Source organism: Methanosarcina sp. UBA411, from assembly GCF_002495725.1.
GTDB lineage: Archaea > Halobacteriota > Methanosarcinia > Methanosarcinales > Methanosarcinaceae > Methanosarcina.
Map to the genome: position 1 here is coordinate 69,153 of NZ_DAGK01000015.1, position 22,738 is coordinate 91,890.

Genomic DNA, 22,738 nt, shown 5'->3' on the forward strand with positions numbered 1-22,738 from the left:
TGGGGCTGCGACTGGTGGTAAGAAAAAACACCAAGCCAATCGCTAAGTCCAAGAACTATTGAACGTGGATAAAGCAACGATAGCCATCAGTTCAAAATGTAAGAGAACTTCGGATTAATCAGCTTTTTTTGAACTGATGGCTATTATACTTTAATTTAACTGAACTATGATCGTAATGTTTAATAAACTCTCAAATTTATTCTACGATTAAATTAAAAAATAAATAATTATAAGAATAGTTTATTTTAGGAATAACGAACATATTGATAAATAGATCCAAGTTTGGGAGTTCAAAAAAAGAACTAGTAATACTATTTTTTGTTTCTAAATGCGTGCATTTTGAGCCTCCAAATTGATTATAATTGGAGTATATAGCATATTTAGACTATTCCTGTTTTATTTTTGTATAAATATTAAATTGCAGATTATATCTCTTGATTTATCTAAATACTTACAGGTTTAGGCTTTGTAAATTAAATGTAGAACTAAACGTACAGCCTCAGCGTATGATTTCCCAGCTTTTTCAATGACTATTTAATATTAAGGATTTATTATTCTATCGGGTTTATATAATTTACAATTATATAATTAATTGTACTTTCTGACGATTAAAGTTAAACCTGTTTTTTGTTAAACAAAAATAGATTAACTCAATTGTCAGGAGTAATAATTGAGTTGGGGAGGCGATATAATATTTGGTTGGAGAACTACAAACTCTAATCTTAAAATTATATCCTCTCCAATATATAAAATAAATATAAATCTAACTAGAACGAAAATATAAAATAAAAACATAAGTATAAAAATATAGTAGATAAGGAGGTAAATATAAATGGGAGGATTCTTTGGAAGAGACTGTGATTTTGACAGATTTAAGGGATTCGGCTGTGGCTGTGGTGGCGGCTGTGGTGGCGGCTGCGGCTGGGGCGGCTGGGACGGCTGGGATGGCTGTGGCTTCCGCGATAGGTTCAAAACCAAGTTCTTTAACATCCGTGGTTGTGTCGCAGAGAAATGCGGCCGTGGTGGCTGGTGGGACTAAGCTATTTGTTTAACAGTAATCCCACTAGCTGATTGCTGACCAATCAACCACAGATTAGATAAATATATAAAAATAAGATAGAGAATGGCTCATTCGTACAGTCCTTAGCTGAAATGTAAAAGTAGGAGAGCCCTGATTGCACTAGAACTTTGATATATTGAAAGGTTTTTCCTACAATAGCTTAAGTCCCTTAAGAAGGATTAACGAATGAGCCCCATCTCATTTTATTCATCAAAGAATAATGCAGTTTAATTGAAAAACCAGTCGCATAGGAATTCAAGCGATTTAAATTTAATATATATAACAGATCTGCAGACAGATCTGTATTTACTTTATTTTCCCATAAGTTATCCTACTTTTTAATATTGTCTATTTATTTACTGATTATATTTGAGCTTTAATAACTTAATTATAAATTTAAGCTAGCTCAAAAACTCGATATAAGTTATTTTTTAACCTTACAACCTTCAGATTTCATAAGAAATAACCAATTTTATGAATCATCAACTTACAAATAAAAATATAAAATTACCGGAGTTTAAAAATTATATGAGTAATACTATTTTCTTTTGGTAAATGCACCTGTTTTAAGCTCTTAAAAAGCTTTTGATTAAGGAATATAATGTATTTGTACCATTAAGACCCTATTTTTATAGAAATACTGGATTAAAGATTATAGCTCCTGATTTTAGAGATATTCAAGGAATCAAAATCTGTAAATTAAAAGTAAAATTAAGCCAATTTTCTAGATCATGATTTCCCAGCTTTTTCAATGACTATTTAATATTAAGGATTTATTATTCTATCGGGTTTATATAATTTATAATTATATAATTAATTGCACTTCTTGGCAATTAAAGTTAAACCTGTTTTTTGTTAAACAAAAATAGATTAACTCAATTGCCAGGAGTATAACACAGTTGGAGAGTCGATATAATATTTGGTTGGAGAACTACAAACTCTAATTTTAAAAGTATGTCCTCTCCAATATATAAGATAAATATAAAAAATAAATAGAGCGAAAAATACAAAATAAAAAATAAGTATAAAAATACAGTAGATAAGGAGGTAAATAAATGGGAGACTTCTTTGGAAGAGACTGGGGCTTTGACAAATTTAAAGGATTCGGCTGTGGCTGCGGCGGCTTTGACGGCTGCGGCTGCGGCTGGGGCGGCTGGAAAGACTGTGGTTGCGGATTCCGTGAAAAATGTAAAATAAAGTTCTTTAATATCCGCGGCTGTGTCGTAGAGAAAGAAAAAGGCTGTGGTGGCTGGTGGGACCCATAATAGCTGGTGGTGGGGACTAAGCTATTTGTTTAACGGTAATATACTAGCTGATTACTGACGAATCAACCACAGATTAACTAATATAAAAAGTAAAAATCTATGAAGGCTTATTCGTACAGTCCTTAGCCGGAATGTAAAAGTAGGAGAAGCCTGATTGCACTAAATTAAATTTATTGACAGGTTTTTCTTATAATTGACCTTCTTCCGTCAGAAAGGGCCAACGAATAAGCCTAATTTCATGTTATCGTTATCAATCACAATGCAGTTTAACTGAAAAATCAACCACATAGAAATTCAAAGATTTAAATCCGAATATTTATAACAGATCTGCAAACAGATCTTAATTTATTTTACTTTTCTATGAGTTTCCCTAAAATGAGTTTCCCAAAATTTTATGCGATCTAATTATTGATTATATTTGAGCTTTATCTAACCATTAATTATACTTTATACATTTGAGCCCATTCAAAACCTTATGTAACGTCTTTGTCTCTGTTAACTTTACAATCCCCATATAATGTTTTTTTGATTTCATTTTTGGAATTACTTTATCACAGGACTCTATTGAACTAAAGAACTTCTCAATTGCACTTTTCTTTTTGAACTCTTCTCAATCTACCTTTATTGGCTTTAATCTCTTCCTTTTCTTCTGTTTTTTATGTTTATTAGTATTGGACTTTATTTCCCTCCTTATTGTGTTCTCAATATTAACGGTACTTGAATGTTATTTACTGGCCTTCCGATAGGTCTCGATTTTGTCACTTTTTTGCAAGTACCTTTTTTATATTAATCAATGATCTACCTAGGCTGGTATGCGGAAATACACCCAAGCTCAGGGGCGATCTTTGGAAATCGATTTTTTGGATTTTATGGTGATTGCAGCCAATGGAGCAGCCGCAGTTCTCATGGATGTGGGCATAATACCTGAAGTCATCTGTACCGATCTTGATTAACCCTGAAGCTGATATTGAAAAAGGAATCATAGCCTGCGAGATAGGCTCAATAGTCCTTATTCATGCGTATGGGGACAATATCGATAAGCTTGAAAAATATATGCCTCGCTAAAACGATTTATTGCAACTACCAAGCAAGAACTTTTGATAAGGTCTACAATTTTGGAGAACCCCGTCAGGGAGACCGATACTTATTTTTTGCAATGGAGTTCAGGATAAAAACTGTCAAACTTACTGGATTTGATTTTGATGATTCGAGAGCAAACACGGTTAAGAAAAAGAAGTTGAAGTGGACGAGAGAATTAATTGAGATGTCAGGAATTTAATGGAAAATTTCTCTTCTTCAGGAAGGTTGAGGTGCAGAAAGTTAAGAAATCCTCAAATATGCATTCTTTGAATAAATCTGGCTTTTATATTTTTAGAAAAAAACTACTCATTTAAGTTAAAAATATGAAATGTTATAGTTTTGAATCCAAAATAATATTTCTACTTATTTAAGTAAATTATTGCCTTTTATGGATTATAAATAGATTCTATAGATGAATTGAACTTATTTTTTTATAATAATTTCTATTTTAGGTTTAAAGGGGAAAATTAAAAATTTAAAAGCTTTTTTATCAGCATTCTTCAGATACATCTACAATATGGATTAAATAAAAAAGTATTTTCATATTTCCCCGTCAAATTCGCCCAGATTTTCTAGGACTATTTAATGGTAAGTAAAATTTATTCTATATGCTTTATATAAATTAAAACTATATGTTTAATATACTCACTAGCAATTAAAATTTAGGTGTGTCAGTCTTAAAATTAAGATGGGCTCCCAAAAGATATTAAGAAATTTAATTGTTGGTAGTATCATTTATAAAACAGTTTCACATAACAAAACAGTTCCGGAAAAATGATTTTAATAGCCGCCTTAGAGATAAAGTAGACAAATTCCGTGAATTCACTTTGTCTTGAACTGGTGTCTATTCAAAAAGTATCCAAAGAGAATAATGAATGTTAATTGAAGATCGGAGGGAAATTGATGTATATAGAGAACTTTGTAATTTTACTGTCCCAGAAGTTCAAAGTAATTTTCAACGACTGGTTCTAAGCAGGTTGGAAATGTATTATATAGCCACCTTTTCGAGATAATATGGACAAATCCCGTGCATTCACTCCGTCTTGAACCGGTGACTGTGTAACGAGATGCAAAAAAGCATAAAAGCACACTAAATAGTGGAGGGAATTATAATGTATATCGAGAACTTTGCGATCGTTCTGTGCCAGAAGTTTAAAGTAATTTTCAACGACTGGTTCTAAGCAGACTAGGCGAGTAAATAAACATCATAGACGCCAGTTTAAGATAGTATCCTTAGGATTCACTTTATCTTAAATTGGTGTCTATGTAAACATTTCCAAGGAAGACAATAGCTTTAAAAGGGGAGTGAGTATGTTAATATTACCACGTTTTAATATAAATCTGAAAATAATAGTCGCTATATTAAAAGAAAACTTCGACATTTATATGTAAACTGACTAATAGGAAGCAAAGAAAAGTATAAAAATATAATATGAACGGAGGAAAATATAATGATTGCATGGCAAGATTTCAACATAAACATTTCATTAATACTCATAGCACTTTCACAGAAATTCAACATAATTTTCTACTGAATTTACAAATGGAGCCTATTCCATAACTCAAAACTGCTTCTCCAAATGTGGAATTAAGAGTAGTCAATGAGCTTCTGCTCACGGGAAATAGTTCTGAAACTCTTATCAATTTTGGATATAAAGCTAGTTTTGGGAGCTCATGTTCAAAAAGTCAAAAGAAAAAAGTCTGGGAATAAGGAGTCATAAAGAGATAAATTCATACAAAAAGATAAATTCATACCTTTGTGGCTTTATAGCCCCACCAACCTAAAAACTCAAAAAATGTTTGTGATAGCTGTTACTGAAGAGATTGGAAAATAATCATAATAGCCACCTTTTCGAGATAATATGGACAAATCCCGTGAGTTCATTTTGTCTTGAGCTGGTGGCTATATAACGAGTACGCAGAGGAAAGCGTACATATATAATGGGACGGACTAGAATATAACGATAACGTTTCCAATAACTACATATATTGGTGATCATCGAGAATATTTAATTACGTCTCTTAAATAGATACTGTTTAAATATAATAAATTTCTAGGTTTGTTTTTCTTAAACAACGTTTGTTTTTCTTATGAATCAGCAATTGCACTTACCTTTTGTAGGAATCTCAGTACGATTTCGAGGCTATTTACTAAGTTTAAATCTTAGATTTTTTCCTTCAGAATTAATTTAATTTATTTCTTTTTTTGAGTATTGAAGAAGATGAAACAAGCTCAATTAATTATCTTTATCTTGTTTGGATAATTGGAATTTAAAAATTAGGCAGAAATCCCATAAAGAATAATTAATACTGATAATGAATCCTATTAAGAATAAAAGATCCAAATAAAAGAATTGACTGAAATTTGTGAAATTGACCTTATGCAAACGATTACCGGTTTATTATTGTAGAAGGTTTCGTTAGCACAGAGGGATAAGAACCCCTATATCAGATGAAATATAGTTTTATATTATTCATAAAAACGATTTCCTATTAAATTCCAGAAGGTCAGACAGGAGTGAAGTTATTGGACTCCAGAGCTCCATATCAGGTTTTCGGGAAACCTAAAAGAAAAAATATTTTATGTTTTATAGGTCTGCATAAATGGAAAAGAAGTGGCGGCTTGAACATTTATGCTTCAAATGTGAGAGAAAAGTATTTCGTATGCATGCGCTGCGGGAAGACAAAAACAGTTTATGAACCAAAAAAAGAATAATAATTTTAGAGAGCCCTGAGAAAAAGCGGACCTTTACCTGCTGACACGATTCTTACTTATAAGGGGATCATATTGGCTCTGTTATTTATATGTTTCTATTAATTTATTCCAGTATTACTCAATTAACACATTTATACGGTGAATATAGAAGATGTCTCCTGTCTGTGAAAGTTGTAAGCTCACGAACTTGCAGGCGCTCATCGCTTTTTGTAATTAATTATTATTATGCTTCGGGATTATTATTGTACGAGAGTACTTATCAGTGCCAGAAAAACTATATAGTTCCATCTCGCAAATTATCTTGATAATATGCAAAAACTAGAACTTCTCCCCCTGATACTCAATCACCAGACCTTTTTTCAAAATTTCTCAGATTTAATTCCACGTGAGATTTTTCCCTGCTGTTCCGAAGAAGGCAGTGAGATTAAACTTATCTCAGGACCTCCTCATGCAGGTAAAACTTCCTTAATGAGTCAGATTGCCAGTAATCTGGATGGAGTAAAGTTTTATATTAATTTTGAAGACAGCCGGCTGCAGGGGATTGGATCTGTAGGTTTGCAGGCTATTGAGGAAATTGTAGCCGAAATTCAAAAAAAGGAAACTGGAGAAAATAGATCAAGCCGGATTTTTTACTTTTTTGATGAAATCCATAATCTTCCGGGATGGGAAAACTGGATTGACAGGCTTCACAAGCAAGGGGCAGAAATTTTTCTAACTTCATCTAAATCAAAATTGATAAATGAGTTTTCTTCCAGGTTTGCAGGGAGATATAAAATCTTAAAGCTTTTCCCGTTCTCTTTTAGAGAATACCTGAGAATTAAAGGTAACGGAACACTAGAAACGGATTTTCTGACGCCTTCCAGAAGTGATGAATTATTATGTATGTTTTTGCAGTATTTTGAAAAAGGCGGTTTTCCGGATGTAATAAAAAACGATGATATAAGGTTTTCTAAAGAATATTTTGAAGAAGGGATGCAAAAAGCGGCTGCAGCCGGGTACGATATTCAGAAGTTAAAAAAGCTTGCCATATTTCTGATTTCGAACATGGCTTCGGAGTATTCCGTCGATACCTTGAAAAAAGTAAGTGGAATCGAGAGTGAAGAGCTTATAAACACCTATCTGGACTATCTTGAAGACATTTTCTTGCTGTACCGTATCCCAAAAATCAACAGCCTCCAGGAAAGCGGATATAAAAAAGACACTCCATGCAAGATTTATGCAGGTGATACAGGTCTTTTCAAGGCAGTATACCCAGATTACCCGGATAGCCTTGGACTGAGATTTGAGAATCTTGTATTACTTGAACTGCTAAGAAGAGAAAAACAAGTATTCTATTTTCAAAACAAAAAGGAGTGTGATTTCGTTATAAAGGAAAAAAATAGCCAGAAAATATCGTCAGCAGTTCAGATCTCGGTTTGCTTCGGGAACCCGACCGCAAGGGAAAGAGAAACTCTTGGACTTACGGAAGCCATGGATGAGTATGGCCTTAAGGAGGGACTTATTCTGACAATGGACGATGAAGAGACTGTAAAAGTTGAATCCAAAGACGAAATGAAAATAATCACGGTTAAATCGGTATGGAAGTGGATGCTGGAAGAATTATCAGCGACAGCAATTGAGACTCGGCACTGAATAAAACGAAATAAAACATAACCCGACAAATTACAGCATCAGTGAAAGTTTCAAATATCTCAGCAGGGTAGTTCTGGTTAAATCACTCTTCTGCAAGCTTAATCCAGTTTTTTCTCTTGTTCTGCTACTCTTTTTTAAAATAAAATATTAAATTGTGAGTTTCGTAGCTTTTAATAGCGTAATTCCTCATTGATATTATTTTTTGAAGGCTCAAATATATATCGAATTATCAAATAGAAGTATTAAGGGTGGGTGAAGAAATAGTGTACTGGTCTTAAAATAAGAGACCTGGGATATATTATGCAAGAAAGCAGACACACTATTTTTACTATTTAGATTAAAATAATTTAGAAATTCCTAGTTATTTTATTACCAACTATAAATTGTTTACAAGATAGTTATCAAAGTATGATTTTAAAAATAATACTGGGAGAAGGGGTATGGAAGTAGAAAGTAGAGACGGAATGGAAAAAACACATACGAAGTCAAAGAATACCTGGGAAGATTTTTTTAAAGATAAGACCCACGGAGGGCATAGATATTCTTCTGAAGAGTTTCTTTTTATGGAAGCAAAGGAAAAGCTATTCCACCTTGACGGAGGCAAAACGCTTCTTGACTTCGGGTGCGGCTCCGCAGAACTCCTGGCTTACTATGCTCTGGAATATGAACAACTTGTAGGAGTGGATTTTTCCCTTTCCATGCTTGGTGAAGCAAGCAAAAGGATTAGGGAAAGAAAATGTAATAACATTGACCTTGTCCTTGCTGATCATAAAACGATATGGGAAAACCTGGACTCAACCTTTGATCGAATAACTGCAGCCGGAGTAATCCAGTACTTAACATTTCAAGAAATTGACGAATTTATTGTTAAATCATCAGAGCATCTCAATAAAGATGGTAAAATAGTGTTTTTTGACATACTGGATCCTCGTTTATATCCTTTATGGAAATTAGGGTTATTTGCACCAAATGCAGGGCTTTTAAAAGCTTTATATCGAATTGGTTGCGATTTTCAGACCTCAATATTGGCAACTTTAAGAAAACGTCCAAGAAACATTTACGGTTTTGCCCATAATCCCTATAAAATCCAAAAAATTGCACGTAGACATGATTTTGAGATGCGTTATGTACAATCAATGTATTATGAGTATAAATATCATGCAATAATATTTCGAACTTAAATCGCTGAACTGAAAATTAAATCGCTGAACTGAAAAACGGCAAATGAACCCATAATAAGAAGGAATAGATTCCTAATTAAAGGTAACGAGGTTAGAATTTAGTAAAATACTTCAGGTTTCCCGCTTATCTGGATCGATAGGATTCACCAAACGTATTTAATGCATTAATTCAACAGACTTATAGTTTTTAATATAAAATACATTTATGCTTCAGTCCTCCCAATCATATTTTATAGATGTTTGGCTAATTTGAATATTTTATACTCCAAAAGTCCAAAGTCGAAACAACATGTTTTTGTAAGCAAATCCTGTATCAATTATGAGGATCTGTCGAATTTGGGTTAATATTATATTTATTGGTAGGGTCTGTCGAATTAGAGTTAATACTATTTTCTTTATCCTCGGAATCTTCTATTATCTCTTTTAATTTTAATTCTTCTGTGTTCTTTTTGAAATTTTTAATTCCCATCTCTAAATGTCCACATAACTCTTCTAGTTCCCCGATTAATTTTGATTTATCCTTTTCCCTGTAGTCTTGTGCTTTCTTTATATACAGTTTAATTTGTTCAAGTGAATAATTACATGAATAATCTGATTTTCCAGAAGAAAGATCATTTTCTTCTGGGTTTTGGATATCATGGTTTAGTTTCTTAGATAGAGTCTTAGGTTCACAATCTGCAAGTTCTTCGATTTTTCGTATTTTTATATTGTATAGCCGATATGCAACATCGTCGTCAAGGCCTAGTTTTTTGACAAAGTCAGATTCTTTAACCTCATTTTGGATTCTGGATTCAAACTCAATCTTTTTATCCCCTGGGAGAAGCTTTTGAACCCACGCATATATCCATTCTTCTATTGTTTTTGTGAATGCACCAACAATAAAAGAAAATACGAATACAAAAAAATTATTTATATTCTTTATATAATCCCCTGCCATATTTATGTTCAGGAGGTAAATCAACAAGTAAAAACCTATGATCGCTATAAAAGGTGCAATAAGGAATCTCCTGAGGTATGACCAGACTTTGCTTAATTTCTCGTACTCCGAAAAAAGGTGACTGAAGTCATCTTCAATGCTTAAAAGGCTGTAAGAGACAATACCAATGAGCGAGGCAGTTATTATATAGACAGGGAACTTTAAATCCTCAATTCCATAAAAGGTAACATATTGTATATTATGGTAATAAAAATAAATCAGTATGGAAGGCCATATAAGCACTGAACCAATTATATTAATAACTCTTGCCTTGTAAAGGAAATTATTTTCTATTTTTCTATCATCATCTTTTTTTAGTTTTCCACGTTTATCTTCTATTTTCTTATCATTATAAACCACGTATAATAATAGCAAGCGTATTAATGAAGTAATAAGTAAAATCACTAAAATGTATCCGAGTACTAGAATGTATTCGAGTACTAAAGTGTGTTTGGTAAATCCTATTAATAATATAGTAAACTCTATTAACAATATCACATGTAATAATAAAACAAAATTTAATTTTCTATTTTTATAGTCTATTTCTTTAATCTCATGATATAACTCGTATAATAAAGGCAGGAGTATTAACGGCGTCAATAAAAGTACTAAATTGTTTCTAGTAAATCCTATTAACAATATCACAGCTAATAACAGTAGCAACATAAACAAAACAAAGCCAGAAGTCATTTCAGGGAAATATCTGCATACCCAGCCTAAAAAAAGAAAGCACCCAAAAAAAAGTGGTAATAGAAGAGCCCATGAAAACATTTGTGTGTTCTTTAGAGTACCATCTATCGTGCCATTTACAGTACCGCTTATTATGCCAATTATTGTGTTATTTTTTTCGTCATTTATTGTACTATTTATTGTACCATTTATTGTACTATTTATTGTACCATTGATTGAACCATTGATTGAACCATTGATTGAACCATTAATCTCTGCTATTGTATCATTTGAAATATTATTTGTTGATTCTGCTGCACAAACCCCCTGTAACAGCAGACTAAAAGTGAAAATTATTACTAAAAATTTACAGACTCCGCTTCCCCTCCCCATGGATAATAATTTGTAAACTCACTTATAAATATATTATTTCACTCTTTATTAATATATTGCCTGTAAAATCATATATCCTTTACTTCTCAAAACAGCACAGTCCTTTCCACCATATGATCAGACCAGTAAGTCCTCAATTCCTGCCTCTTTTACAATTTCGATCGCCTTAACCTCTTCTTCCGGAGTCAGAGAGCGTCCAATTTCAGGATACTCCATAGCCCGGTAACATGGCCTGTACTGGAACATGAGGTTAAACCTGATTTGCGGGATATGTTTTGCAACCCATTCGGAAATCGGCCTTGTGCAACATTCCAGGTGGCCCGGAAGGACCAGATGTCGAAGGAGGATCTCTGCGGTTTTGTAGGCGAATTCGAAATTGGGCTGCACGATTTCCAGGTAATTTTTTACTTTGGAGTATTTCTGGGCGCATTTATTGTTTCCGTATTTGAAATCACCAAGGTAGACATCCACAACCCCTTCGAGGATTTCAGCAATTTCTGGTGAATGATACATATTAGAATTCCAGATTACAGGTGTGTTTACGGAGATATCCCGGACTATCTTCAGCACAGTATGCGCGTGTGGAGTGGGGGTAACGAAATTCACATTTCTAGCCCCATGCATTCTCCGAATGTCAATCATCTTTGCAAGTTTCCTGGGCTCGATTAGGGTTCCGGCTTCAGGACAGGTTGAAATCTCCCAGTTCTGGCAGTAAACACAGGCAAAAGTACAGCCCGTAAAAAAGATCGTGTGAGAGGGTACAAGCTCAGGCTCTTCTCCCATATGCAAGAACTCAGAGGCGTAATTGGAAGTGTCGGCCAGCCTGCAGAAACCTTTTTCGCCAGTTTTCCTATCAACCTCGCAGCGCCACCCGCAGCACTGGCAGTTCGAAAGCATTCTGTCCGCAAGCTCAACCTTAAGATCAAGAAGGGAGGGACTGGCCTTTGGAATTTCCAGAAAGCTTTCGGTAAAAAGTGTCAACCTCTCAGCCGCGTTTTTATAGGCAAGAGCTTCCGTGGCTTCGAGTTCGAGATTTTCTCTGAGTTTTCGGTATTCTTCTATATCTCTCTCATGAATTTCCCGGAGTTCTTCAAGCTGCATGCCTGGATCAAACTGGGCCGGAATTCGTTCGGTTATCTTAAAGAGAGCAGGCATTTCATCTTTCTGCACCTTGAAGTAACGTTTCAGGTACTTCGGGGCTGCCATACTGAAATATTATTCCACATGGGTTAAAGGCTTATTGTCTATTTCTTTCGGATTTCAGTTCTAATTTTTAGTTCTGATCTTCAATACTTTTTTCAATTCAGATTTTATCTTTGATTTGTAGTTCAGATTTACAGTTCCGATTCTCAATTTCTGATTTTTTTCTGGCTTCTTAGCTCTAAGCTCACCCTTATTTGTACTTTTTGAGAAACTAACCCTTTTCCAGAGTTCCCTAAGTTTCTAGAAGGCAAGGTTATAAGAAGAAAAAAGCTTTTAAGACCTTTTAATTGCTATCTTCATGGGAATTCCATAAATTACATAATCAGGATGTGGAGCAAAAATGGAATGGTTCTTTCTTTTTATTGCCGGTCTTTTTGAGGCCGCCTGGGCAATAGGGCTAAAATATACAGAAGGTTTCACGAGGCTGTATCCCAGCGTTTTTACTGTCGCTTGCATGCTTCTTAGCTTTTATTTCCTATCCCAGGCCCTGAAAACTCTGCCAATAGGGACAGGTTATGCAGTCTGGACCGGAATCGGGATTATAGGCACCACTATTCTTGGCGCCCTGCTCTTTAATGAGCCAATGGACTTTGCCAGATTTTTCTGCATTATTTTGATTTTCTCAGGGATAATCGGGCTCAGGATAATTTCTCCATAAAGTCGCGAAAAGTTCTTTCTTTTCTTCCTACAAGAAAACCTTTTTATGCAGCTGGAGCCAAAAATTAAAAACTTGCACGACAATTTAGATTGGGGATTAAGCCTGGGATTACTTCAATTCCGATTTTATCTTACCTTTTAAGTAGTCAAAGAAGGAGATTGAAACGGAAATTCGCTTTAAAGGCGTCCGTTGGAGGTTTTCGGGGGGATATTCTGGTTACGCTTGACAGCACAACAATTAGTCTCTGGGATTTGATGTCCCTTTTGTTTATACTTCTGTTTCTCTATGCAGTAATCTACCCGCAGTCGCAGTTAAAACAAATCCGACTGCGGCGGATGGCAAAACTGAAAGCTATGGAAAAAAGCCACGGCTGCAAGGTGCTTACTATGATTCACAGGCGGGAGGCGATCTCTCTTTTTGGGCTGCCTGCATACCAGTACATTGATGAGGAAGACGCCGAGCAGATACTGCGCTGGATTAGACAGTACAGGGATTACCCTCTTGAGCTGATTCTTCATACGCCTGGAGGGCAGCTCCATTCCAGTATCCAAATCGCACGTGCCCTCCGCCGGCACCCGAAAAACACAAAGGTCATTATTCCACACTATTCGATGTCAGGAGGCACGATTATCGCCCTCGCTGCAAACGAAATCGTGATGGACAAAGATGCAGTTATCGGGCCAATCGATCCCCAGATAGGAGACTTCTTACATGGAACTTATCCCGCCCCTTCTTGGATCTATGCCGCAGATCTGAAAAAAGAAAAAGCCGATGACACCACCCTTGTTATGGGTGATATCTCAAGAAAAGCCCTCAAACTCACTCGGGATGTCGCAAAAGAGCTCCTTGAAGGCAAAATCCAGCCAGACCCCGCCGGGGAAAGCAGGCTCGATGAAGTGGTCGAAAAACTGGTCAGTGGAGAGATGATCCACAGCACTCCTCTCTCGGCAGGTGACGCAAAAGAAATCGGACTTCCCATAAGTACGGATTTTCCGCAGGACGTACATGAGTTTATGAAACTTTTCAAGCCTGTAAAAAAGAATGTGGAATACACCGAGTAAACTGAAACGAATATTATCTTGAAGGAATGAAGTCTAGAGAAGTTAAGGATGGGGGAAATAAGTTCAGTTAACCTATTAAGTTTGTCCACAATTTCACCTAAAACATTTTCAACCTGTTAGTTACTCTAAAAACACCTATTCAAGTTCCCGTTTACTTAATAATTCCTGTTTGATCTCCTGTTTAAGCCCTTGCAGATTTATTCAAGCACCTGTTTTCCTCACCTTTGCACTCTCTTCACTCAGTCCTGTCCAGATTACCTTATATCGCAAGTAATCAAGCACAGGATAGTAAAGGCTGCGGTCAAGCTCGAAACCTTCAAAGACTTTTACTGCGTCGGCGTATGTTTCTACTGCCCCCGGTTTTTCAAGTTCGCTATCTACTCTCTCAAGCAGCTTCCTGTGAATTAAGTAGTTTTCAAGGAGCACGTAGTCCTGATATTTCCCTAGGTCTTCAATTTCTCGGAATTCTTCGGCTTTTCCTGATTCTCCGGTTTTTTCCAGTTCTCTGACCTTTGCGAGCCTATCTGCAACCACTTCCTTTAAGGCGTCTGGCAGGACTCCTTTCCCGGCTGCAATTTTCTCAAGGTTTACCAGTTCTCCTGAAATCGGAAATTCCATTTCCTCCAGTCTTGACCGGTCTTCTAAAAGCTTTTTTTCCTCATACTTTCTGAGGATCTGCATGACTTCGTTTGCCGGGATTTTTTTGTCAAAGAAGATTACATCCTGTGAAGGAAAATCTTTTTCAGAGCATTTGAGTTTTCGGTCAATCAGGAGAATTACAGGTTCCTTTACCTGTTTGAGTTTATAGATCTTCGTCTCAAGGTATTCAGGAGTCCAGAAGCCTACAATTTCCAGATATACTCTTATTCCATCCCTTTGTAGAGAAAAATCAGGAATAAAAGCGTATTTTCCGGCTTTAAGAATCGTCGGCTCTCTTTTTATCTTCCAGCTTCCCAAACTGAGGCTGCCAAACATCTTTTCAAGCGTGCTATCATAGGCCGCTTCCTCGGCATCGATTTCCTGAATCCCGGTTTCTTTTTCCAAATATTCTATTGTTTCTTCTTCTGCTTTTTCTCCTTCTGCTCTTTCTTCTTCTCCGGCTTCATATCTTTCATTTCCTTCTTTTATTTGAAGCTCCGGCGAAAGGGTCTCCGGATACAGAGCTGCTCCAGGAGTAAGTTTGAAATACTTTTCCGAGTCGGCAAGGGCAAAATCCAGGATACGCTTACCCTGGTAGCCTTTGTGAAGAATGCCTGCTTTAAGCCTCCAGCCTTTTGACCTTAACAGGACGGGAAAGATTTTTGCAAAGGAGTTTCCATAGCGTTCTGAGATCCGAAAAAGAGAGGCAGGCCCATCAAGGTGCAGGTGGATGGCTTTTAATTCATCGTAGTTTTCTCTGGTTTTTCCTTCCTTTCCTTCTTTTCCTTTATCGATTTCTCTATCGATTTCTCTATCGATTTTTTCTCTTTCCTCTTCAGTGTCTTCCAGGGAATACATAAGCCCCGAACGAAGAATTTTCCATAAAAGCTTTTGAAAATCGCCTTTTATCCAGATATCGAGGTCAACTGCTCTGAAGAGCAGGGTCTGAGTCAAGGAAATGTTGTACTGTTTCAGGAGTTCGGCGGGAGAGAGAGGGACGAAACTTTTGATGACCTGATTTTCCTCAAGGTCAGCCCAGAGTGCCTTCTCAAGTTCCTTTACCGAAATTGAAAGCTTTTTTGCGGCTATTTGTAGCGCTTCTTTTCTCTCGGCAGGAGAAAGGGCCATACCTCCGCAAGTTTCAAAAACCGTTTCCCTAGCCAGAGATGGGTCAACAGCAGCATCCGTTTCTATAACAGTACGCCTTCCAAGTAGCTGGGAAAGCCCCCTGATAAAACGGTAATTCATTTCCTCGTAACCGTCAAGTTCAGCCAGAAGATCCCCATAGGTTTTTCCGATATGTTGCTCAAAAGTTTCTATCAGAAGCCTTGCGAGTTCCAGATTTTCGGGATCAAAAGCAGCGTATACAGGCTTTATCTTCCCTCCTGATATATGGGTTACAAGAAGGTCAGACGTGAGCAGGCGAGCCGCCTCCTGAGCTTTTTTCTTTCTTCATCTGGCTTTCCTTTCCTGATTCCCTCTTCATATGATTTTCCTGTGCTGATTTTCCAGAACCTTTTCGAGTTGAAACTGCTTCTTTTCTTCTCCTGGCAGTTCCGGCTTCGGTTGTTTCTTCGGTTATAATCTCATAGAGTATGGCTTCTTTTCCTTCTTTCTTCCGGAGGATCCTTCCCAGGCGCTGGATATATGCTAATTTGCTCCCTGTACCGCTTGCTATAATCCCTATATTTGCTTCAGGGACGTCAATACCCTCGTCAAGCACCTTTGAAGTAACTACAGCCCTGTATATTCCTTTCCTAAACTTTTCGAGGATGGAATTCCTTTCTTTTGCAGGCGTCCTGTAAGTAATCGCAGGGATAAGAAATTCTCTGGAAATTCGGTGGACAAGCCGGTTATGTTCCGTAAAAATGAAGACTCTGTCCTCCCGGTGTGCGTTCAGGATCTCTTTTAACTTTTCAATTTTAGATTCGGTGTTGAAAGCAAGTTCTCTTGCTGTATTTCTTGCAAGAAGGGCTTTTCTGGCTTCAGGATCTCTCCCGCTTCTCATGACCAGTTTCTGAAAATCCTTCGGCCCTCGAAGAACCATCCCGGTTTTTCGGAGATAATCTGTATAAATCGAATAATATTCGTCGTATTCTTTCCTTTCCTCATCCGTAAGTTCAGCAGCTACCCGTTTGATCCTGTAAGGAGCAAGGTGGCTGCCTGCAAGTTCCGAGATATGCTTTTCATACACCTTCCCTCCTACAAGCCTGTTTAATTCCGAGTGTAACTCGTCTTCCCGTTCGTAAGTTGCTGTCAGCCCAAGCCTGTAAGGCGCTGCAGAAAACTCGGCAATGCTCCGGTATCCGGCTGCGGGCAGATGATGGACTTCATCAAAAATAAGGAGGCCGAACCTGTTCCCAAGGGTTTCGGCGTGAATATAAGCAGAATCGTATGTGGAAACGGTTATTGGAAGAATTTTCTTCTCCCCGCCTCCAAGCTTTCCGATTTCCATTAAAAAGGCTTCTTCAAGCTGTTTTTTCCATTGTTCAAGCAGGTCAAGCGTCGGGACAACTACAAGGGCAGGGGTATTGCAGCCTGCAATTGCCCGGATTCCAACAAGAGTTTTTCCGCTTCCTGTTGGCAGGACAAGCACTCCCCATCTGTTATTCTCTCCCCAGGACACAAGAGATTCGGCCTGGTAATCCCTTAACTTAAGTTTCTTTCCAGACGCTTCATATGCTGCTGCTAAATCAGGACATGGAAGGAGATCAAGAACTTCATCTTTAAACTGAGCTTTAGAATTTTTCAGATAATTTATTATGTCTCTGTAATACAGAGCAAGAGCTCTGAAATTTCCGCTCCTTTCATCCCAAACGGAATTGGGAACTCTTAAATTACCTTCTATAAGAAGTGTTCCCTGCTTGAAGCTGATTTTGATCATTGTTTATTAAAAGTCTGGACATTATATATAATAATGGATGGAAGTCTATACATTATTTCCTAATGGCTTGTTGGCACCCAATCTTGATTTGCTGTTTGAGCATAAAATGAAGTCAAAAAAGAGGCAAAAATTGGAGCTAAGGTTAAGTTCAACTTAAGGTTAGCTCCTAATAAAATTGACACTGTTTTAAATTAATTCACTTTATGAAGTATAATAGATTTTTATATTTTGTAGAAGTCATAATATTGATTCGTTTGTGGAATGGATCTGGAACGCAGTATCGTAAATGATGTATGAGATTAGATATTGAAAAAATAAAAAGCTCATTTGAGCTTTGTAAATTACTTGATTAAAAACCAGATAGTTTGTACAAGTATCGTCCCGAGCACAAGAAATGTCGGTATGTCGTTCGGTGTTAATACAAGAATTATACCTATTCCACGCTTTTTATTTGCATACTCCAGTTTCATATTGACCATCTGTTAATTTGTACAGGAAAGATTCGTGTACCGGCCCTGTAAACAAATTACTATTTTTATGTTTATTCGATGAATGAACTGAAGTAATTATATTTATATATTTTTTAACATAAAAAGTAATGTATGGCAGATTATTATATGATTGGTATATTATTACATGTATGGCAGACTATTATATGATTGGTATATTATTACATGTTTAGCAGACTATTATATGGGTGGTATATTATTTGTTTAGTAGCCTATCATATAGATGGTATGCTTTGCATAGACAACAGCGTATTAACTGGGCATATAGAATAATTGACAGAGGTTTGGATGATATAGCTTTTTCTTTATAAAAGCTGTTTTTTAGTTATATTCTCCTAATTACCTGTCGGTTGTAAGCTTGATAAGAGGCCAATATCAAGGACAGGTGTCAACTTCTTCAATCATATCGGGAGAGAACTTAGTCATAAGAAACACGTACTTGCGATTATCTAGGTCTAGATTTTTTACTGTATCAATGATTGTTTCTTTGAATTTTCTATATCGTTGATCCTTTTCTCTTCTGCTTGGAATCTTCCCTTCTTCTAACTGCCGCTCTAAATCATGAGCAAGAATATTTTTCTTTTTTGAAATTGGTACTTTATTCATGTCAGTCAATTGTACACGGGCTGTAGCCAACAGTGCAATATGATCATTATTTTCGTAGAATGATATTGAGTTTTCTTTTATATTTTCATCGTGATATGGCTTATACACTACATTAAATTGATCAAAAGTGGGGTCAATCTGACCTCCCAAATGCGGGCGTCCTGATTCCCAATCATTCAAATAAGTTTTACTCATTTCTGGTCCATTTATAAGATAATCAATTGTCGAGTGGATCCACAGCTGAGCATAGTAAAACCATGTCCTATGGAAATCTTTGAAATCAAACTCTTTTGGAGCTATATATATTTCAATGACATTAAACTTAGGATAATCGAACTGACCATACTCGAAAGATGACGAAATAAGATTTTTAATATCAATAATTCTGTGATTGGATTTTTTTTTGAAGGTGGTTATGTTGCCATCTTTAACTTCCACTTTACATAGCGGTAGCGGGGGTAAAGGAAAGCAGGGATCTAATTTAATATCTGGTACCTTTTTAATGTCTGCTACCTTCGAAGAAACGTCTTCGAATCTGTGATCATCATGTTTGCTACTATCTTTATATTTAATATGGACAACTGGATTCTTGTCTTCTTTTGACGAATGATATGTTATTTCATCACCTGGTTCAATAGATCCTATAATATGCGGTGATTTTTGCTTCATTTCCCAAGATTTAACTAAAAAGTCGTTTTGAACACTGAATTTAAAAAATCAAGGCGTCCGTCTTTGTATTTTGGAATTATTCTAAAAATGTCCATATCATTATCAGTGAAGGCTATCTTGGGTTTCTTCATACTTTTAATTATTATATAATATGTTTTAAGTTTTTTGATATTTTTTTCTGTAATATTATAACTCCAGTTTATTTGAAGATGATTCAGTGTAAATATTTACTCTATAGAGAACTTCTATTCTAGAGAATATGCAGTATATATTGAAAATGAATAGAAAATAAGTTTAAGCCAGTAAAATGATAATATTAGTGAAAGACAAATAGGAAAGGAGTTCAATGTGAATTCAGACGACGGATCTTCTGAAAATGGTCAGTCCGGGGAAGGAGCGTTTCCCGAGCCTTTACCTCTAGAGGATCTTTACCATATCTATGGAATTGAACGCAGCCACGCCGACAACGTGGCCAGGAACGCTCTTGAGCTTTTTGATATCCTTAATTCTATCCATGGGTTGCACCCTGAGATGAGAAACCTTGTTGAGATAGCTGCACTCGTTCATGATACAGGTGTGGCTACAGATTTTGAAAACCATCACAAAGCAGGAAGACTCATCCTGCTTCTTCACCCGCCTTCTGAAATACCTGAAAGGCTGTGGCCCGTTATTTCCTGGACGGCTTTCCTGCACAAAAAGAGGATTGGAAACGACAAACTTGAGAAACTTAAAGGAAAGGACTTCGGGAAAATGCCTGAGGATCTTCAGGATCTCACCCTGAAAGTAGCTGCCCTTGTCCGGCTTGCCGATGCCCTTGACTACAGCAGGATGGAAAGCAGACTCGGGAAAGTCACATTCGGGAAGCGGAAAATCACGTTCGATATCAAGGGGCAGGGAGCTAAAATTGATGCGGAAAGAATGACAAAAAAAGGTGACCTCTGGCATCTTCTCTATGATATCCGGCTTGATTTCAGGCCTGCACCGAAGAAGTAATAAAACCCGAGTGCTTACTGGCATCTGAATATATCTATTGGCTTCTGGATATAGAAGCTAATTATATGGAGTATAATTTTATGGGTCACCTTATACTTGTCCGGCACGGAGAACCTGGCTTAAAGCCTGAAGACAGGCTTGCAGGCTGGATGGATGTTTCTCTTAGCAAGAAAGGGATTGAAGAGGCTCTTGAGTGTGCAGCAGAGCTTGAAAAATTCGAATTAGATCTTGCTTTTGCTTCAAACCTTGTCCGGACTCAGGAAACTCTTCTCATAATATTGTCCGGGCAGAAGAAGACAGGAGTTATTGTTCATGAAGGGACAGGAGATGGAGGAAATCCAGGGAAAACGGACTGGTACTCATATCCTGAAAAACTCGATAAAAAACTTATCCCGATTTATTTCACGCCTTCTTTAAACGAGCGCTATTACGGGAAGCTTCAGGGAAGAAAAAAGCAGAAGATGGTAGAAAAATACGGAGCAGAAAAACTTGCCTCCTGGCGGTGGAACTTTGAACCCGGTCCACCTGAAGGAGAAAGTCTCAAAGCCGTGTACGAACGTGCAGTGCCTTATTTTGAGGAAAAAATCCTGCCTGTCGTAAAAGCAGGGAAAAATGTGCTGGTCTGTGCCCATCAGAACAGTCTGAGAGCTCTGGTCAAATACATAGAAGAAATTTCTGATGAGGATATCAGGAATGTGAGGTTCTCCACAGGTGAGCTTGCTATTTATAGTTATTCTGAAGACAAGCTAACCCGAGAGAACGCTGAAATGAGCCCTGAAACCAAAAGGAACCTTTGAATCCTTTCTTAGGTCCCTTCTGAAGTCTCTTTTCTCCTTTCGGGTTCGCAGTTTTGTATTTGAAAAGGTGTTTGGTATCGTTAGGATCTCCATAAAGAAATCTGGCATGTAATATGATTTATATGTAGCCCAGAGGTAGAATATAGAGCGGGTCTTCGTTTGCTGGCAGTTTAAGCACTGTTCTTACCTTTTCGTCCTCAAAAGCTCCTACCGTACAAGTTCCGATCCCAAGTTCCACTCCCAGGAGACATACGTTCTGTGCAGCATGCCCTGCTTCCATATGGGCATAACGAAGACCCCGACTGCCGTATTTGCTTGTTATCCTCGGATAAACCGCGGAGATTACAAGTGAAACGGGAGCGCTCCCGATCATGGGCTGGAAGAGAGCAGCTTTTGAAAGCTTCTCTCTCACATCGCCTGCGATTTCCCGGACAAGGGCATGGCCTTCAGGAATGTACCTGTAAATCCCAGGTTCAAGCTCGCTACCTCCTCCGATAACGACATGAATTTCAAGCGGGTAAAGCGCGCCTGCAGAAGGAGAAGTCCTTAAGCCGTCATCGGAACTTATACCCTGAGCAGCCCAGAGCAAGCGAGAAATTACTGACTCGGAGAGTTTGTTGTCTGTATATCTTCGTACGGACCTCCGCTTTGCAATAAGTTCTTCGATATGGCTTCTATTTGCAGCATCTGGCTCAGGTAGTTTGACTTTCATTGGCAGGTCGGTAAAACCCTGATTTCCCATATTTATTTCCCCCACATTTTTTGTACAATATTTCATTCCTTAATTATTCTTTAATTATTCTTTAATTATTCCGTAATCCGCTTCATTGCTTCTTCCGAAATCCTGTCAGGAGTCCACGGTGGATCCCAAACAAGCTCGATCTTTGCTTCTTTTACTCCACCTATCGCCTCGACTTTTCTCTTCACATTTTCTGTAATAAGCTCTCCCATAGGACAGCCAGGCATGGTTAGAGTCATTTTGATATGTACCCGGTCCTCTTTTACCTCTATTCCATAAACAAGTCCAAGGTCAATAATGTTGATCGGAATTTCTGGGTCGTAGCAAGTCTTTAAAACTTCAATAACTTCTTCTTTCGTAACTATGGTACCCTCCCCTCAAGGTATAGATCTACAGAAATTTTATGCTTCCCATTTAATAAAAGGAGAATTGAATTAAATATATTTCCCAGAACTTCAACACAGGCTGTTCTCAGATTTTGAAAACATATGTCCAGCAGTGAAATTATTCAAAAAAGCTACATGAATAGTTACTAAACCATCTCTTTTTTTCAATATACATTATGTAAAGGGCTGCATAGCTTATCGAGGAATTTAATGCACTGAAAAAGTCATTTTTGAACGTGAAATTATATATAAAAAATCCTCTTAATTACTCATATTGTGAAATAAACACAATGGGGGAGTAAATTATAGCCGATAATTCAGATAAAGTTGCTGAGAATATTCCAGGACCTTATTATTGCGACTACAGTTGTATAGCCTGTCATCTGTGTGTGGATACAGCACCTGAAAATTTCAAGATGAATGAAGACGACTCTAATGCCTATGTATATAAACAGCCTGAAAATGATGAGGAAATAGAACTTTGTGAAGAAGCGTTAGATGCCTGCCCGGTTAACGCGATAGGAAATGACGGCTGAAGTGACAAATAAAGTAATTTGTTTGATTTAAGCCAGTTTTCCTGGCTTTATATCAATTTTATCGATTATTTTATTGATTATTTTAT

19 protein-coding genes are annotated in these 22,738 nt (G+C 36.9%); 11 read left to right on the top strand and 8 right to left on the bottom strand.

Features of this window, described 5'->3' with window-relative positions:
• The first annotated feature begins 845 nt into the window (after positions 1-845).
• The 6 genes from BP861_RS06200 to BP861_RS06225 all read left to right on the top strand — a co-directional run bounded on the left by BP861_RS06200 (position 846) and on the right by BP861_RS06225 (position 8,934).
• Positions 846-1,052, top strand: a complete 207-nt coding sequence (locus tag BP861_RS06200; RefSeq protein WP_292373579.1) for a hypothetical protein — start codon at positions 846-848, stop codon at positions 1,050-1,052.
• 1,063 nt (positions 1,053-2,115) lie between these two features.
• Positions 2,116-2,325 carry a hypothetical protein gene (locus BP861_RS06205; RefSeq protein ID WP_292373580.1) on the top strand — a complete coding sequence of 70 codons (210 nt, stop codon included), beginning with the start codon at positions 2,116-2,118 and terminating at the stop codon, positions 2,323-2,325.
• Positions 2,326-3,367: 1,042 nt separating this feature from the next.
• Complete coding sequence (locus BP861_RS06210; RefSeq protein ID WP_292373581.1) at positions 3,368-3,604, top strand: hypothetical protein; 237 nt, start codon at positions 3,368-3,370, stop codon at positions 3,602-3,604.
• Positions 3,605-5,923: 2,319 nt separating this feature from the next.
• Positions 5,924-6,121: a hypothetical protein gene (locus tag BP861_RS06215; protein WP_292373582.1), complete on the top strand. Its 198-nt coding sequence runs from the start codon at positions 5,924-5,926 to the stop codon at positions 6,119-6,121.
• A gap of 309 nt (positions 6,122-6,430) precedes the next feature.
• Positions 6,431-7,753 (top strand): ATP-binding protein, encoded by a 1,323-nt coding sequence (locus BP861_RS06220; RefSeq protein WP_292373583.1) that lies wholly within the window; start codon positions 6,431-6,433, stop codon positions 7,751-7,753.
• A gap of 440 nt (positions 7,754-8,193) precedes the next feature.
• Positions 8,194-8,934 carry a class I SAM-dependent methyltransferase gene (locus tag BP861_RS06225; protein ID WP_292373584.1) on the top strand — a complete coding sequence of 247 codons (741 nt, stop codon included), beginning with the start codon at positions 8,194-8,196 and terminating at the stop codon, positions 8,932-8,934.
• A gap of 313 nt (positions 8,935-9,247) precedes the next feature.
• Here the strand turns inward: BP861_RS06225 and BP861_RS06230 are convergent, their stop codons facing one another.
• Complete coding sequence (locus BP861_RS06230; protein WP_292373585.1) at positions 9,248-10,972, bottom strand: hypothetical protein; 1,725 nt, start codon at positions 10,970-10,972, stop codon at positions 9,248-9,250.
• 117 nt (positions 10,973-11,089) lie between these two features.
• On the bottom strand, positions 11,090-12,178 hold the full coding sequence (locus BP861_RS06235) for a radical SAM protein (RefSeq protein ID WP_292373586.1): 1,089 nt from the start codon (positions 12,176-12,178) through the stop codon (positions 11,090-11,092).
• A gap of 337 nt (positions 12,179-12,515) precedes the next feature.
• Here BP861_RS06235 and sugE point away from each other — a divergent pair, with 337 nt between their 5' ends.
• Positions 12,516-12,833 carry a quaternary ammonium compound efflux SMR transporter SugE gene (sugE, locus tag BP861_RS06240; RefSeq protein ID WP_292373588.1) on the top strand — a complete coding sequence of 106 codons (318 nt, stop codon included), beginning with the start codon at positions 12,516-12,518 and terminating at the stop codon, positions 12,831-12,833.
• Between the two features lie 158 nt (positions 12,834-12,991).
• On the top strand, positions 12,992-13,894 hold the full coding sequence (locus tag BP861_RS06245; RefSeq protein WP_292373590.1) for an SDH family Clp fold serine proteinase: 903 nt from the start codon (positions 12,992-12,994) through the stop codon (positions 13,892-13,894).
• Between the two features lie 201 nt (positions 13,895-14,095).
• Here the strand turns inward: BP861_RS06245 and BP861_RS06250 are convergent, their stop codons facing one another.
• From BP861_RS06250 to BP861_RS06265, 4 genes are all read right to left on the bottom strand, one after another.
• Entirely contained in the window at positions 14,096-15,955 is a 1,860-nt protein-coding gene (locus BP861_RS06250; protein WP_292373622.1) for a DUF790 family protein, read from the bottom strand.
• Complete coding sequence (locus BP861_RS06255) at positions 15,942-17,417, bottom strand: DEAD/DEAH box helicase (RefSeq protein ID WP_292373591.1); 1,476 nt, start codon at positions 17,415-17,417, stop codon at positions 15,942-15,944. The genes BP861_RS06250 and BP861_RS06255 overlap by 14 nt, the downstream gene beginning before the upstream one ends.
• A gap of 341 nt (positions 17,418-17,758) precedes the next feature.
• Positions 17,759-17,887: a hypothetical protein gene (locus tag BP861_RS06260; protein ID WP_292373593.1), complete on the bottom strand. Its 129-nt coding sequence runs from the start codon at positions 17,885-17,887 to the stop codon at positions 17,759-17,761.
• Positions 17,888-18,301: 414 nt separating this feature from the next.
• A complete protein-coding gene (locus tag BP861_RS06265; protein WP_292373594.1) occupies positions 18,302-19,201 on the bottom strand; it encodes a hypothetical protein in 900 nt (299 codons plus the stop codon).
• Positions 19,202-19,549: 348 nt separating this feature from the next.
• On the opposite strand from BP861_RS06265, the gene BP861_RS06270 reads away from it, so the two are divergent.
• On the top strand, positions 19,550-20,194 hold the full coding sequence (locus BP861_RS06270; RefSeq protein ID WP_292373596.1) for an HD domain-containing protein: 645 nt from the start codon (positions 19,550-19,552) through the stop codon (positions 20,192-20,194).
• Between the two features lie 80 nt (positions 20,195-20,274).
• The gene (locus BP861_RS06275; RefSeq protein ID WP_292373598.1) at positions 20,275-20,991 is read left to right on the top strand and encodes a histidine phosphatase family protein; all 717 of its coding nucleotides are present in this window, start codon (positions 20,275-20,277) and stop codon (positions 20,989-20,991) included.
• 118 nt (positions 20,992-21,109) lie between these two features.
• On the opposite strand, the gene BP861_RS06280 is transcribed toward BP861_RS06275, so the two are convergent.
• The gene (locus tag BP861_RS06280) at positions 21,110-21,733 is read right to left on the bottom strand and encodes a SagB/ThcOx family dehydrogenase (RefSeq protein ID WP_292373599.1); all 624 of its coding nucleotides are present in this window, start codon (positions 21,731-21,733) and stop codon (positions 21,110-21,112) included.
• A gap of 65 nt (positions 21,734-21,798) precedes the next feature.
• Positions 21,799-22,095: a metal-sulfur cluster assembly factor gene (locus BP861_RS06285; protein ID WP_349681004.1), complete on the bottom strand. Its 297-nt coding sequence runs from the start codon at positions 22,093-22,095 to the stop codon at positions 21,799-21,801.
• A 392-nt stretch (positions 22,096-22,487) separates the two neighbouring features.
• Between BP861_RS06285 and BP861_RS06290 the strand changes: the two genes are divergently transcribed.
• Complete coding sequence (locus BP861_RS06290) at positions 22,488-22,652, top strand: ferredoxin (protein ID WP_394339164.1); 165 nt, start codon at positions 22,488-22,490, stop codon at positions 22,650-22,652.
• Positions 22,653-22,738: the final 86 nt, after the last annotated feature.

Coding starts and splice junctions, on each gene's coding strand:
- BP861_RS06205 (WP_292373580.1), top strand. CDS start 2,116: ATGGGAGACTTCTTTGGAAGAGACTGGGGCTTTGACAAATTTAAAGGA.
- BP861_RS06220 (WP_292373583.1), top strand. CDS start 6,431: ATGCAAAAACTAGAACTTCTCCCCCTGATACTCAATCACCAGACCTTT.
- BP861_RS06225 (WP_292373584.1), top strand. CDS start 8,194: ATGGAAGTAGAAAGTAGAGACGGAATGGAAAAAACACATACGAAGTCA.
- BP861_RS06230 (WP_292373585.1), bottom strand. CDS start 10,972: ATGGGGAGGGGAAGCGGAGTCTGTAAATTTTTAGTAATAATTTTCACT.
- BP861_RS06235 (WP_292373586.1), bottom strand. CDS start 12,178: ATGGCAGCCCCGAAGTACCTGAAACGTTACTTCAAGGTGCAGAAAGAT.
- sugE (WP_292373588.1), top strand. CDS start 12,516: ATGGAATGGTTCTTTCTTTTTATTGCCGGTCTTTTTGAGGCCGCCTGG.
- BP861_RS06255 (WP_292373591.1), bottom strand. CDS start 17,417: ATGATCAAAATCAGCTTCAAGCAGGGAACACTTCTTATAGAAGGTAAT.
- BP861_RS06260 (WP_292373593.1), bottom strand. CDS start 17,887: ATGAAACTGGAGTATGCAAATAAAAAGCGTGGAATAGGTATAATTCTT.
- BP861_RS06265 (WP_292373594.1), bottom strand. CDS start 19,201: ATGAAGCAAAAATCACCGCATATTATAGGATCTATTGAACCAGGTGAT.
- BP861_RS06275 (WP_292373598.1), top strand. CDS start 20,275: ATGGGTCACCTTATACTTGTCCGGCACGGAGAACCTGGCTTAAAGCCT.
- BP861_RS06280 (WP_292373599.1), bottom strand. CDS start 21,733: ATGGGAAATCAGGGTTTTACCGACCTGCCAATGAAAGTCAAACTACCT.